1 protein-coding gene (running past one end of the window) is annotated in these 14,828 nt (G+C 70.4%); it reads right to left on the reverse strand.

The features are described 5' to 3' along the window. Positions 1–14,825: the beginning of a hypothetical protein gene (locus ABT008_RS12450; protein WP_350696000.1), read on the reverse strand. It extends 20,536 nt beyond the left edge of the window; only the first 14,825 of its 35,361 coding nucleotides appear in the window; it begins with the start codon at positions 14,823–14,825; its stop codon lies off the left edge, out of view. Between the last annotated feature and the right edge of the window lie 3 nt (positions 14,826–14,828).

Raw genomic sequence — 14,828 nt, forward strand, 5'->3', positions numbered from 1 at the left:
GCGTCACCAAGCGGCAGCCACCCGTCCGGCGGTGTGGCGTGCCGACCGATGTGGAAGACGCCTTCACCGTCCGTGAACAGGCGGGGCCCCAGTGCCTCGACCTCGGCTGCCGGGGCGGGCCGGACGGCCAGGACGGTCGGTGTGTCCTCGGCCGGCGGAAGGTCCACCACGAGCCGTAGGCCGACCGACGCCGCCCCTGAGACCAGGTCGTCGCCGAGCGGAACGGGAGCGCCGCCGTCGGGAGGGAAGTACCGGAACTCGCTTCGCTTCGGACTGTCCACGTCGACCGTGCCGTCGGGCAGGTGGCGGAGCGCGACCGCGGACACCCGCCCGTCGGTGTCGAGCACGATGTCGTCCGCACTGGCGATGACGCCCTGGCCGAGTCGGTCCCGGAATCGGGCGGCGAGCGCATCGCCTGCACCGGCCTGCTGAGCTGCTCCGCCCATGACCAACACCACGGGACCCACGGGGCCGTTTTGTCGCCTCGCCCAGAGACCGATCAGCTCCTCGCTGCGGAGGCGCGCGGTCAGGCCACCTTGTTGCTGGCCACCGGCACCGGCCAGGACGACGGGAAGGCGTACCACGTCCGAGGCGGGGTCGTAGTGGCCGAATATTCCCTGCGCGGCCCCCAGGTCGACCGCTCCGCCGGCAACGCTGGCCGGAAGATAGGGCTGGAAACGATCCCGCTCGACCCGGTGCAGATAGAGGGTCGAGCCTCCACCCGGATAGGTACGAGCAGTGTCGTCCTCCACGACCACCAGGTCGACGCCGAGTGCGACAGCGAGGACCGCAGTGACTTCTTCGCGCAGCGTCGAGTCCCAGAGCCGCGGATCACGGATCACATCCTGCAGGAGACGGGACACCTCGCGGGTCCGGGTGCTCTCTCTCGTCGTCGCGCGGCGCACGATCCATTCCGGGCCGGTGCCGGACGGCGGTGGCGAGAGGGCGAGGAGGCGGTTGAGGCGCGGGTCGTCGTGGTCGGCGGCAAGCGCGATCCGGGAGCGCAGCAGCTCCCGTCGCGGGCCGATCTGCTCGGTGGGCCAGAGCACTTCGGCGAGTCGGACCATCGTCCGTTCGTCGAGGTCGGCGCTGAGGACCGTGCCGATGCTGCGGAGCACGAACCGATGCGGATCGCCGTGCACGGTCTGCACCGCGCGCGCGATCAGCGTCGCCTCGTCGCGTACGCCGGCGGGAAGGTCGACGCCCTGTGCACGAGCGCCGTCGAGGATCGACCGGAGCAGGCTGCCCGCCCCGATTCCCACATCCTGCGGGCCGAGCCGGTAGGCCGCTGCCGGGCCGGGGCCGGGCTCGGAATCGCCGAGCAGCCAGGTCGTCGATGGTTCCAGTCGGGCCACCGGATCAGGCTGTGGTGACTGTCGTCGGTGCCAGACGGCCGCCGTCATCACCATGGTCCGAGCCGCTCCGGCCGTCAACGGCTCGAACGCCTCTGGGTGCAACGGTCGGACCCAGCTGACTCGGCGGTCCAAGCGCTTCACGTCGTACGGAGAGACCTCGTAGCCCAGGTACGCCAGGAGATCGGGATACCCCGCCAGCCCGCCGGGCAGACTGTTCACGGCGATCAGGGCGCCAACCAACAGCGGGTGTGGGTCCAGTTCGCTGATCCAGACCTCTCCCCGGGAGCCGCCCTCGGGGCTGGCGGACAGGAGGGCAGGCACGGATCGGTGACCCGCCTGCCACAGTCGACGTAGTTCGTCCGCCGCCGTCTCCAGGTCCTCAACGCGCGAGTACTCCCACAGACGCAGCGCCCGATAGCCTGTCGACGACCCAGGGGAGGCCGCTGGCGACTGCGCCGGCTCGGTCGCCGGCAGCATCAGCTCCAGGTGCATGGGAGGGGTTTCGCCCGCCTCCAGCCACAGCGGCAGTAGCTCGTCGATGCGGGCGTCGACCGCTCCGTTCACCATCGGAACGAGTCGGTCGAGCATCTGCGCGACGTCGGCCTCGTCGTAGGAGATGTCGAGGAGTTCGCCGACCACTTTCTCGACGGAGAAGCTCGACAGGGCCCTGAGAACCCGGTCGGCCGAGTCGGCCGGCAGCGTCGTCAGTGTCGCCGAGGTCCACCGCCCTTGGTTGGCGGTCCGCAACACCGTCGGCATGTCGTGCCGCTCGACCTGGAACTCGTCGTGGAGTCGGCCGATCCAGTCGCGCAGCTGACCGGCCACGACCTGAGGCGACAGATCAGCACGGGAGGTGGCCGTACCGCCGGTGCCCGGCGAACGGCTCGGACCGGCCTTCCCGGGGTCGCCGCCGAACGCGAATCTGACGAACTCCGACACCGTCCGAAGGTCGACGTTGCCGGCCAGTTCAGCCGTCTCGACCAGTTCGTCGACGGACATACCGGCGTCTCGTGTCACCTCGCCGAGGGAGGGCGGGAGGCGCTTGGCCTCGACACCGAGACGCAACAGCCGACTGGCGAGGGACGGCCGGGGAGCGGGTGCCCGGCCGGCGCGGCGAAGCTCGGCCACCAGAGCATCCACCATGAGGTGCCGCGGCCCATCGGAATCCACGGACGCCACCAGATCGTGGATCGATGCCAGGTCGCGCGGGTCGGACTGGAGCCGGCTGGCCACCAACAGGGCGATCCTGCCGCCTGCCTGGCCTACCAACTCTCGAGGCACCCGGCCGATCCGTACGCTGAGGCCCGTCACCAACAGGCTACTGAGACCCAGGTCGTCAGCGAGCAGTTCGATGTCGTGCACGCTCCAGCCGCCGCTGGGCTCGCGCTCCTCGTAGTGCTCACGCAGCAGTTCCACCACCGAGTACAGCCGGTCGAACCAGTAGCGGTCGAGGAACTCCAGATCGACCGGGTCGATTGCCAGGACCTCGGTGAGCCACTGCTCGCCCAGAACACGGAGTTGATCCGGATCGATGGTCTGGGGAATGCCGGCCCCGAGGTCGGTCAGGAAGGCGAGCCGTCGAGCCGAGTGCCCGCTGAACGCCTGCGGGATGCCGGACAGTTTGTCCAACGGGCGGCGGAGTTCACGCGTCCGGGCCGGAGGCTGCCCGTTCATCAGCGGCTCCAGCAGCCGTACCGGGACCTGCAGTTCGTCCGCCAACTTGTACGCTGTCCGGCTCGCGTGGTGCGGATTCCACTGCCTGATCAGTTCCGGAGTCCGACGGGAGAGGTGTTGATGCCGGATGGCGTGCTCGTAGACGAGATCCGGCTCAAGCCGCAACTCTTCGGCCGTCTCAAGAACCGCCGAGTGATCCAACCAGGGTCGGTCGTGATAATTCCATTCGACCTGCTCCCTGGACACACCGATCCGCTCCGACCACCAGGACGTGAGCAGAACGTCCCCGTCCTGGTCCCAGGTGTCCCGGATGGCCTCGGCCCTGGTGACGACGTCGGCGGCGGCCCCGCTCACCTGCACCGCCGTCAGGCCACCGGCCAGCCGGTCCCAGTCCGCCAGCGCGAAGGCGACGTTGCGAACGCTTCCGATCGTCTGGGCCACCAGGCCGTACGCGGCCAGCGTCGTCGATGCCGGCTTGTCGGCGGCGGCTGCCACGACCAAGCGGGCGAACTGCGCCACCACGGTGTGAAGAAGTCCGGTCAGCACCTGATAGGTGTCCCGGGGCGAGTCAGCACCGTGCAACGTGTCGAGTAGTCCACGAAGCTTCGCCACCATCGGGCCGAAGTCGTCACCTCGTGACGCCGGGCTCCGCCCTGCTCTGTGGCGCAGGTCAGCCATAAGCGCGGGGATGTCTCCGGACGCCACCGTCTCGGCATCGACCGGAGGTATCGACCGGCCAGCTCGGTGCTGTGTCCACCACCGCACACCATCGATCAACGCATCGACGGCACGGCTGGCGGCGCGGACGGCCTCGCCTCGGTTCGAGGCGGTGGTCTCGAGTGTCACGGCGGAAACGGCCGCTCTGGCCGCCGCAGCGACCACCGCCACCCGGCCGATCAGGTACCCCAGGTCAGGATCTTTGGCGACAAAGTCGGCGTCTCGCCACAACTCAGTCATTGCCTGACCGGGGACGCCCTGCCACCGCTGCAGCGCCTCGTACCGCTCGGTGATGGCCGCCATCCGTTTCTGGCGAAGCGGACTCACCACCCGCAGCCCGACTCCATCCGGGCCCACGCCATTGCTCGCGAACCAGAGCAGCGCAGCGACATCCCGGCGGTCCGGGGCGGTGTCATCGGAGTCGATCAGAATCGATCCGTTGCCGTGGTCCAGCGCGGCGAGCAATCCGCGCTGCTCTGCCGTTGCCCTCCGCTCTCCCCAAGGGCTCCGCACCGACGAGTTGCCGGGCAGAGAGCCCCGGTAGATGCTCGGGAGGCTCTCTGATCCCGATGTCGAGTCACTATCGGAGTCGGCCACGGGCGCACCGGCCGGTCGGTCACCCTGCACGCTTCTCGCGCTGCTGGCGTCCGCGCTCGGAACCTGCCGCGGAGGGAGGTCCCCAAATTCCGGAAAGGCCGGCGTAAAGTGTGAGATGTCCGGAAAGTCGGCGAAGTCGGCGCTGGTGACGAGGATGTTCGACAGGTCGAAGTCCAGGTCGTCCGGGGCCGAACGGGGCAGAGCCTCGTCCTGAGCATGCGATGCCGCCCACGTGCGAACCAGTTCCTCCACCTGCCGTGGATCGGGTCGCTTGTCCGGAGGCAGCTCCTTGATCCTCGCGAACAGCGGACGCAGTGGCATCAACCGGCGCGGGTCGGTCTCCCAGTACGCGGCCAGCCAGATCAGCAGATAGGGGAAGTGCGGCAGACCCAGTCTGTAGGCGAGAGCCAGCGCGTCGCCCGGCACCCGGCCGGTCACCTCGGTCAGCCGGACCAGGGCCGCCGCCTGGTCAGGGGAGAGTCCGAGATGGTCGGCCAACGCGACCACGTCACTTCCGTCGACGTCTGACCGCACCAGGACCCGACGCAGGTACGGGCCGGGAACGCCGAGCCGGGCCGCCCAGGCGGCCAGCTCACCCGGACGAGGTACCGCCGCACTCCGCTGCCGGGCCAGCGCTGCGGCAAGTCGTTCCGACGCGGCCGTCGCGGGGAACACCGGCACCAGCGCGTCGGCTACCCGCCCCCTCGGCACGTCCCCGAGCGCCTCCCAGATCAGCCCGGACATGACCGGGGCGGAGGCCAGCGGGCGGAGCTGGTCCACCGGGAAGCCCAGTCGGGCGCTCCACCGCACCCAGTCGCTCAGCGTGGGCCCGCCCGGTTCGAACCGGTCCAACAGCCGGTCCGCCACCTGCTGCCCCTGGAGCCGCAGTTGGTCCCTCGCGCCGGTGGGCGGCACCCCGCCCGCAGCCTCCCGGAGCTGGCCGCCGAGCGCCACCGCCAGGTCGATCGGAGATACGTCCAGCCGCTCGGCCGCCGCCTCCAACGCGACGGGACCGCCCAGGCCGGCGGCAGCGGCCAAGGTGGCCACACCCGTCGCGGCCAGGCGCCGGCCCTCCAGCGCCGCCCGCACGTGTTCGTCGGGCAACTCGTGCAGCAGTTCCAGGGACACCCCGAGCTCTCGCAGTTCCCCCAACCTCGTCCGGTCGGCGGGCGCCAACTCCAGCCGCCGGGACAACCGCATGAACCACACGAGATCGCTGTTGGTGCGTACCCCGGCGTCGGCAAGTTCCGACCGCAACCGGTCGGCCCAGGTCCCCTCGTCGGGCTCGACGTCCCGGGAGCCCGCCGCAGCCCGCACCAGCACGTCGCCGATCGCAGCGACGTCGTCGGGTGACACCGCCAACTCCTGGATCACACCGAAGAGTGGCCCCAGCCCGGCGAGCCCCATGGCCCGAGACCTGGCGGGCAGGTCGAGCGGCACCATGCCGAGCACCTCGACCAGATCGACCAGGTCACGGACCTCGTCCTCGTCGAATCGCAGAGCGGTGGACAGTCGGTCGACCTCGGTCGGGTCGAACCGCAGGCGTCCGTCGGTCAGCAGTCGGGCGGCCTGGGCAGCCGGAACCCCCACGCGCTCGGCCCACCGCACCTCCTGCGGATCCGCCATCAGATCGGCGAGTCGGGGCCGGGCCGGTGCGGCAGGGGGAGTCAGCTCCACCGGGAAGGTGGCCGCCGGCACCGGTACGCCAGGCGCGACGTCCGTCTCGGTCGGCGAGGTCGGCGGAGCGAGATGCGCCAGGTTCAACGCCGCCAACCGGTCGTGCATGCTCCGGTAGGCGGTAGCCACCTCTCCGGCCTCGTTCAGCGATCCCTTCTCGGCCCGCGCCAACGCGCTCCGGTACGCCTCGACGGCGGCCAGCGCGTCGCCAGCGCCCGGACGGCCCTCGTCGGCCAACCGCCGCAGCTCGACGAGCCGGTCCGGCACCGCCCAACTGGCCAGCCGTGCCTGCGCCCGGGTCACGACCAGCTCGTCCTCGACCCCGTTCGTACCGATGGGAACGGGCGGCGGGGATGACTGGGACTCCTGCGTGGCTCCGCCGATCGACACCGGCTCCTCAACGGGATCCACCGGACTGCCGGTCCACCAGAGCGGGCTCTCGGGGTCGATCGATTCGTCAGAGGCCGGCCAACCGGAAGGCTGCCCCATCGTGGCCGCCACCTCGTCCAGGCTCATCTGCGCGAGTGCCGCGTCGACGTCGTCGCTCGACATCAGGACGACCGGCTCGGCCATCGTCACCCCGAGAGCCAGCCGGTTCTCGAAGTCCGTCAGGTCCGACCGCAGCCAGTGGTTCTCGACTGGCCCGCTCGTCACCGGCACCAGCAGCACCGGCACCGGCTTGCCCCGCTCGCCCTTGGGTAGGTCCCGCCGCAACCGTTGGCCCACCCGCGCCAGCAGCGCCGCGCCACCGGGGATCGGCAAGCCCACCGGAAGAAGATCGGCATCCGCCTGGTACGCGAGCACGTGCGCGCCCTCGACCGGCGCGACGAGGTGCCGCTGCGCCACCGGCCCCAGCCACCAGACACCTCTGCCGTCCCTGGTGCGCCGCGCCAACGACCCGTCGATCCAGCTCCGGTCCTGTCCGAGGACCTGCTGCACGTACTCGGAGGTCAGTCCGTCGGACGGCCAGGTCGTGTCCGGCTGGGCAAGCCACTCCAGGAGTCGGGCGAGTTCCTGCTTGGCGTGACGCTCGTCGTCCTGCGGGACCAGCCGGCGGAAATCGGTGAGGAGCCAGCTTCTGATCGGCTCACCGGTGTCCCTGGGCACGTTCGACTCGTATCCGTCGCCGAAATCGAGGTCGGGCCGATAGTCGGTCAGGGCCAGCAGAGCCCGCGTCACCAGGGCCAGGCGTGGCACGGTGACGTGACCGATGCCGAAGGCGTACGCCGTGGCGAAGCCCACCGGGAGCAGTTCCTCACGAGTGATGCCGAGCGTGGCGGCCAGGCCGGTCAGCACGTCGACCAGTTGAGACTCCGACAGCGACTGTGGTGCCGGCTCCACCGCTCCCACCAGGGCGGCCGTCAGCAGGAACGGGTCGATGTCGAAGTCGCCCACGTCCGATATGTGTTCGAGCTGCGGATCATCGATGTCGCCCTCGGAAACGAAGGCGCTGGTCAGGAGCTGCCTGGTCCAGGGTGCCGCAGTCTCACCAGGGGGCAGATCGTCCCACTCGGGGGGGTCGAGGACGGGCCGATGGACCTGTACCAGGCCCAGGTCACCCCGACTGTCCGCGATGCCGGTGAGCCGCTCGGCCAGCAACAGTCCGAGCTGGACGATCGTCCATGGGGTGTCCTGGTCGGGCGCACCGACCACGATCCTCGGCATGCCGAGACCGGGCTCCACCGGCGCCGGCAGCGCGGTCGAGGGCACGTCGGTGGTGTGCACCCAGAGCGTCTGCCCCACCGGCCTGATCTGCCAGTCCACCTGGTTTGTCCGCGTGAAGAGGCCGCCCCCGAGATTGATCAGCGAGGCAAGGGTGTTGGTGAGGTGGAAATCGGGCCATTGCGGTTCCGGGTGCACGGTGAAGTAGTCGGCGAAGAGACTCATCGACTGGGCATGCCACCGCGAGTACGGGACGAAGTGGTCGAACAGCTCATCGGCCGGGTCGATCCGGAGGCCGGCCGAGGCGGAGACGGCCAGCACCTGTCCCGCGCCGACCGCCGATGCCAGCTCCACCGCCTGAGTCGGCGTCGGTGGATCGGTGGTCACCACCTCCACCAGGGCGTTCGCCGGCAGTCTGGGCACGATGCCGGCAAGACGTGACAGTGCGTTCTCGGCCCGCCCCAGCTCCACCACCACCGTCGGGCGAGAGCGGTGCACCAGCCGCGGGGAGAAGTCCTGCCGCTCGGCCGACGCCCGCCACAGGTGGGTCCCGGCCTCGCTCGTCTCGGCCCGGTACCTGGAGAGCGACGGCACCTTCGCGGCAGAGACCTTCTGCCAGTCCCGCACCGAACCGCCGGTCGAGAACTCCAGGCCTGCGCGGTACGCCGCACCTTCCAGACCGAGCCGGAACATCATGGCGCCGGTGTCGAAGTCACGGGCCGCCCGGCCGATCATCCGCGCTTCCAGCAGTTGACGTACGGGCGGACTGAACTGCTCGATCCCTCTGACCTTGAGCACCTGCGCCGCATTGCGGAAAGACAGCTCCTCTGCCCTGATGTGCAGGTTGCTGTGGTCTAGATCGATTCTCGTGTAGTGGTTCCACCACAGGTTCAGTGCCAATGGATAGCGCTCGTCGTCGAGACGCAGTGGCTGTGCCCACAGGGCGTCCTGCACGTGCCCGGCGCGGGTCACCCGGTCCATGGCCTCACGGTCGTTGGTGGCACCCGCGACGAGCCGGCCCATCAACGTGTACTGCTCGGCATGGACCCCCTCGTGCGCGAGACCCTCCAGCATGTAGTCGACCGAATCCGACTGCCCGACCTCCAACTCCCAGGTCGTGCCGTCGAACCTGGCCGCATGGTGCTCATCCGACACGTCGGTGATGATGGATCTGGCCGGAGTGAGGTCGACGTCGGCCCCCCGCCGGACGTGCCGGAAGATCAGGTCGGTCTTCTCCTGCCAGGCGCGGCGCTGCCGGTCCCCGCCGCCCAGGGTGCGGTACTCCTTCCGTGCCCGAACTCGGAGTTCCGCCCACAGGGCCGGGTCCCTCGCCCACAGCGAACCGTACTCATCGGCGGCCTTGCGCGGTTGCCAGACCTCGACGCCGCGAACGAGCGTCGTGCCACGATTTCCGGCCGGGTCGGCGAGCATCGCAGCGAGCATGGCGACGAGCGCATCATCCAGGTCAACCGGGTCCGGTGGGGTGACCCGCTGGAAGTGGTCGTCCTTGCGGCGTACCGAGAAGTTGGGGTTCTCCGCCACCTTGTGCAAGGTGACCTCACCGGTGTCCGGGTCCACCGAGACCAGCCACCCGGCGACGACGGTGCTCCCGGGGAACTGCCCCAGGACGTCGGGGGCCGTCGGTGGCGCCGCTTTCGTGGCTGGGCTCCCCCACACGTCGATACCACCGCGCGCCACGACCGCGTACACCATCTCGCCGTCGGCGGGCATCCGGTGCAACCGGTCGACCCCGAAGCCCACCAGCCCGTTGGCCATGCCCGCAAGACCGTCGAACACCGGCATGACGCCGTCCGGGCCGTCGTGCACGCGCTGCTGCAGACCGGTGGTGAAGGCAAGCTCCGGCGGGATCGGCACGGAGGCCCAGAGCGTCTCCGCCTCCCAGCCCGGCCGCCGGCTCTTGGCAAACCAGTCGGGAAAGTTCCGCCGTAGTTGTTTCTCGGTGTACCCCGGAGGCACCACGATGGCGGGAACGCTCGGTGCCGAGGCGGCCGCAGCCGTCCCCGCCGAGGACGACCCGGAGCCCCCCCGCCGCGCTGAGGACGACCCGGAGCCGCCCCGCCGTGACGACGACGAGCCGGGCGCGCCGCCCAGCACCCGGGGCATCCACTCGCCGTTGACCAGGCGAAGGTCGACCGTCAGCTCGCTGGTCTCCGGGTGCAGACCGTGCACCCCGGCATCGTCGATGAACACCGGGATCTCGACCCGCTGGAAGCGGCCCTCCATCCACTGCCGCACGGAGACGCGACCGACAAGGCCCCGCCCCGTCGCCGTGACCGGACCGTACGCCACGACCTCGGTCAGCTCGGTGATGCGCTCCCGCAACCGGTCGATCTCCGACTGGGCCCGCGCCACCTCCGTCGACGTGTCAGCGCCGGCACCGTCCGCACGCAGGCGCACCAGATGCTCCGCCCACCTGGTGAGATGCTCCCGCATCGTGGCCAGGCGCACCCGACCGGCGTCCTCGGGCTGCTGCCCCATCGCCGACCCGACCACGCTCTCGTCGAGGTCCATCGGGTCGGCGACCGCATCGTCCTCCACGGCGACAACGACCGGATCGGCCATCGTCACCCCGAGGCTGAGCCGGTTCTCCGTCTCTGTCAACTCGGCCCGCAGCCGATCGCTGTCGGCCGGGGCAGAGATCACCGGGACCAGCAGCACCGGAGTGCCCCACTCCTCCTCCGGTAGCTGTCGCCGCACCAGTTGGCCCACCCGCATCAGCAGGGCGGCACCCCCGGGGACCGGCATCCCCACCGGCAGAAGATCAGCACCAGCCGCGTACGCGAGCACGAGGGTGTCCTCGACGGGAGCGACGAGGTGCCGCTGCACCACCGGCCCCAACCACCAGACCCCACTGCCGTCCGGCGTCCGCTGCGACAGCACCTGGTCGGTCCAGCTCCTGTCCCTGCCGACCACCTGCTGTAGGTACTCGGAGGACAGTCCCTCGGCGGGCCAGGTCGTGCCCGGATGTCCGAGCCACTCCAGCAGCCGCAAGAGTTCGTGCTTGGCACTACGCTCGTTGTCGTCCGGCACCAGGCTGCGGAAACTGTTCAGGATCCGGCTCTCGTCCGGCTGTTCCCTCCCCCGGTCGGGCAGGGCCTGCAACGCCCGCGTCACCACGGTCAGACGTGGCACGGTGACATGACCGATGCCGTGAGCGAACGCCGTGACAAAACCCACCGGAAGAAGTTCCTCGCGGGTCACGCCGAGCCTGGCGGCCAGGCCGGTCAACACCTCGACCAGGTGGGACTCCGACATCGCCTGCGGTGCCGGGTCCACCGCACCCACCAGAGCAGCCGTCAACACGTACGGGTCGATGTCGAAGTCCTCGATCTTCGACGTGTGGGTGAGCCTCGGATCGTCGACGCCGTGCTCACCGAAGGCACTGACCAGGAGCTGCCGGGTGAATGGAGCGGCGGTCTCGACAGGGGTCAGGTCGTGCAGCTCGGGTGGCTCTAGGACAGGCCGGTGAATCTGCACCAGGTCCGGCATACCGCGACTGTCCGGAACACCGGTGAGCTGCTCGGCCAGCAGCAGCCCGAGCTGGACGATCGCCCACGGGGTGTCCCGACCGGGAGCGCCGACGACGATCCTCGGCATTCCGTTGTCGGGCTCCGCCGGCACCGGCAACGCCCCGGCCGGCTCGTCGGAGGCACGCACCCAGAGCGTCTGTCCCACCGGCCTGATCTGCCAGTCGCTCAGGTCCTGCCGGATGAAGACCCCGCCTCCGACGTTGTACAGCGGCTTCAGCGCGTAGTTGAGTCGGAGCAAGGGCCGTTGCGGTTCGGTGTGCACGGTGAAGTAGTCGGCGAAGAGGCTCATCGACTGTGCGTGCCACCGCGAGTACGGCACGAAGTGGTCGAACAGTGGATCGGCCGGATCGATCCGAGGACCGGACGAGACGGAGACAGCCACCGTCTGTCCCTCACCGACTGTCGAGGCCAGCTCCACCGCCTGGGTCGGCGTCAGTGGATCGGAGGTCACCACCGCCACCAGAGCGTCCGCCGGCAGATGCGGCACGACGTCGGCAAGACGCGACAGCGCGTTCCCGGCTCGACCCAACTCCACCACGACGGTGGGGCGAGAGTGGTGCACCAGTCGCGAGGACGAATCCTGCCGCCCGACCGACGCCGGCCACAGGTGGCTCCCGGCCTCGTTTCTCTCGACCTGATAGCCGGCGAGCGACGGCACCTCGGCAGCAGCGACCTTCTGCCAGTCCCGCACCGAGCCGCCGGTCGAGAAGTCCAGAGCCGCACGGTACGCCGGGCCTTCCAGCCCGAGCCGGACCAGCAGAATGCCCAGTTCGAAGTGGTGTGCCGTCCGGCCGACCAGCCGCGCTGTCAGCAGCTGGCGTACGGGTGCGCTGAACTGCCCGATCTCCAGGGCCTTGACCAGTTGGGCATGGGTCCGTCTGCGCAGCAGCGCCGCGTCCCGGCGTACGTCATGGATGCGCCCATCCAGTTCTGAGTGGTGGTGCCACCAGAGGCGCAGCGCCAACGAATAGCGTGGATCGCCGCGGTCGAGTGGCCGTGCCCACAGCGCCTCACGCGCAATGGGGACCCCAGTGACCAGGTCCAGCGTCTCGGGGTCGTTGCTGGCACCGGCGACGAGCCGCCCCATCAGCGCATACTGCTCAGCGTGGAGTCCCTCGTGCGCAAAGAACGCGAGCCGGTCGTCGATGGAGTCCGACTCCCCGACCTCCACCGTCCAGCCCGTTCCGTCGAACATGGCTGAGGAGCCCGTCCCCGCCAGATCGGTGACGACGGTTCTGGCCGCGGGAATGCCGTTGGAACCGGCGTTGAGGTACCGGAAGAGCAGGTCGCTGGCCTTCTGCCAGGCACGGTGCTGCTCGCGTCCGCTGCCCAGAGCACCCTGGTCACGCCGGGCCAGACGCCGCAGCTCCGCCCAGTAGGCCGGGTTCGTCGCCTCCAGCAACCCGTAGTCCTCGATCACCCTGCTCGGCGTCCACACCGCGTCCCCGCGAGTGAGCGTCGTGTCATGCTTTCCCGCGAGGCGGGTAAGCATGGCGGCGAGCTCACCGTCCAGAGCCGTCAACGTGGCTGCGGGTGAGCCTTCCCGGTGCACCGCCAGGTTGGGGTTCGCCGCCGCCTGGCCCAGGATGATCTGACCGGTGTGCGGGTCCACCGACACCGGCCATCCGGCGACGACGCTGGTCCCGGTGAACTGGCCCAGGACGTCGGGTGCGGTGCGCGGTGCCGCCGCCGTGGCCGGGCTTCCCCACACGTCGATCCCGCCGGACGCCACGACGGCATAGACCATCTCGCCGTCGGCGGGCATCCGGTGCAACCGGCCGACTCCGAAGCCCACCAGCCCGTTCGCCATGCCTGCGGTGCCGCCGAACACCGGCTGGACACCGCCCGGATCATCGTGGCGGGTCACGCGCTGCTGCAGGCCGGTGGTGAAGGCAAGCTCCGGCGGAATCGGTACGGAGGCCCAGAGCGGTCTCGTCGCCCAGTCCGGCCGCCGGCTCTCGACATACCGGTCGGGCAAGGTCCGCCGCAGGTTCTGCTCGGTGTAACCGGCAGGCACCACGATGGCGGGAGCACTCGGTGTCGCACCGGGCACGGCCGTCCTAGCCGCCGACGATGATCCGGGCCCGCTCCGCCGAGCTGACGACGAACCCACCCGTCGCTGCGACGAGCCGGGCGCGCCGCCTAGGAGGCGGGGCGTCCACTCACCGTCGACCAGGCGAAGGTCACCGGTGATCTCGCCTGTCTCCGGGTGGGTGCTACGCACGCCCGCCTCGTCGACGCGCACTGGGATTCGGACGTATCCGGCGCGCCCCTCTACCGCCTGCCGCACCCAGACGTAACTGTGCAGAACGCCGTCCGGCGTCTCCTCGATCGGCTCGTGCTCAGTGATCTTGGTCAGCTCGGCGATTCGCGTCCGCTGACGATCGACCTCGGCAGCGATCTCCCACTCCCGTGCCGCCACATCGGCAGTCCCGGCGGAGGTCGTCGATTCCTCGGCGTCGCGGCCCCGGTCGACGGCGCTCGGCGCGGAGCGCAGATCCCGGAGCTCGGTGCCCTTCTCGATGAGCACGCGCCGCATCTCGGCCAGGCGCGCCTCCACCTCTGTGGAACGCTGTCCGACCATCGGCGGGTGATCCGCCCACTCTTCGACGGTCTCGCCGGACAGGGCAGGTGCGGGCGGGGCGGGTACGGGCGGGGTCTCGACGTCCACGCTGACCGGCCGATAGTCCGCGTCGATCAGCACCACCGTGGTGGCCGCGTCGCGCAGCGCCACCATCCGCCAGTCGTCGGTGAGCCGGACGGCGATCGGCATGGTGTCCGAATCCGACGCCCCGACCCACCGCACGTCCTCGCCGTCCGGCAGCAGCCAGGCCACCGCGGGCCCGCCGTTCGGTGCCCGGTAGGACACCAGCGCTGCCGATTCCGGGGCGGCGCGCAGCGTGGCACGCAGCACATCGGCGGCGATCGGCTGGGCTGACCCGCCGACCATCGTCGGCACGTCGGCAACGGCGACGGGCAGCACCTTTCGGAGCAGGGCCGCCGCCTCCGGCTCGTTACCGGACCGGACCAGGTGGATCGCGGCGGCCAGGCTCCCGGGCGGGATGCTCACCCGCAGCGCCCGCCGGATCTCCTCCAGGTCGGCCAGCAGGGCCTCGACGCGTCGGCGGCCAGGCTCCTCGTCGGCGACGATCCGGTCGTACGCGGCCCGCAGCGCCGCTCGTCCGGCCACGTGTGACCACGGCAGCACCCGTACCGACGTGGCGTCGTCCCACGACGCCTCCCGGCCACGCGCGTCGACCGGCACCAGTTGCGGTGCACGCGCCTCGCCCACCGGCACCTGCACCTGGAGGCGGTAGAGGTCGGCGAGGTTACCGAGGCCCTCCGGGTCGTCCGGGAGCGGCTGCCCTCCGGTGGCCCAGCGGTCGAGGTCCCACGGCACCAGCACCAGGGCGTCGGGGAACGGCTGTCCGCGCAGGTAGTCCAGGCCGGCGGCGGAGCGCGGCGTCTCCTCGATCAGATAGACCAGCGTGCCGTCGTCCGGCGCCGGGGTGGCGACCGCGACCGCCCGGGCGACGGGGTGCGTCGTCTGGGTCATCGCGCCGGTGAGCACGAAGCGGCCCGGAACGGCCATGAT

Source organism: Micromonospora sp. NPDC002389 (assembly GCF_040296095.1).
GTDB lineage: Bacteria > Actinomycetota > Actinomycetes > Mycobacteriales > Micromonosporaceae > Micromonospora.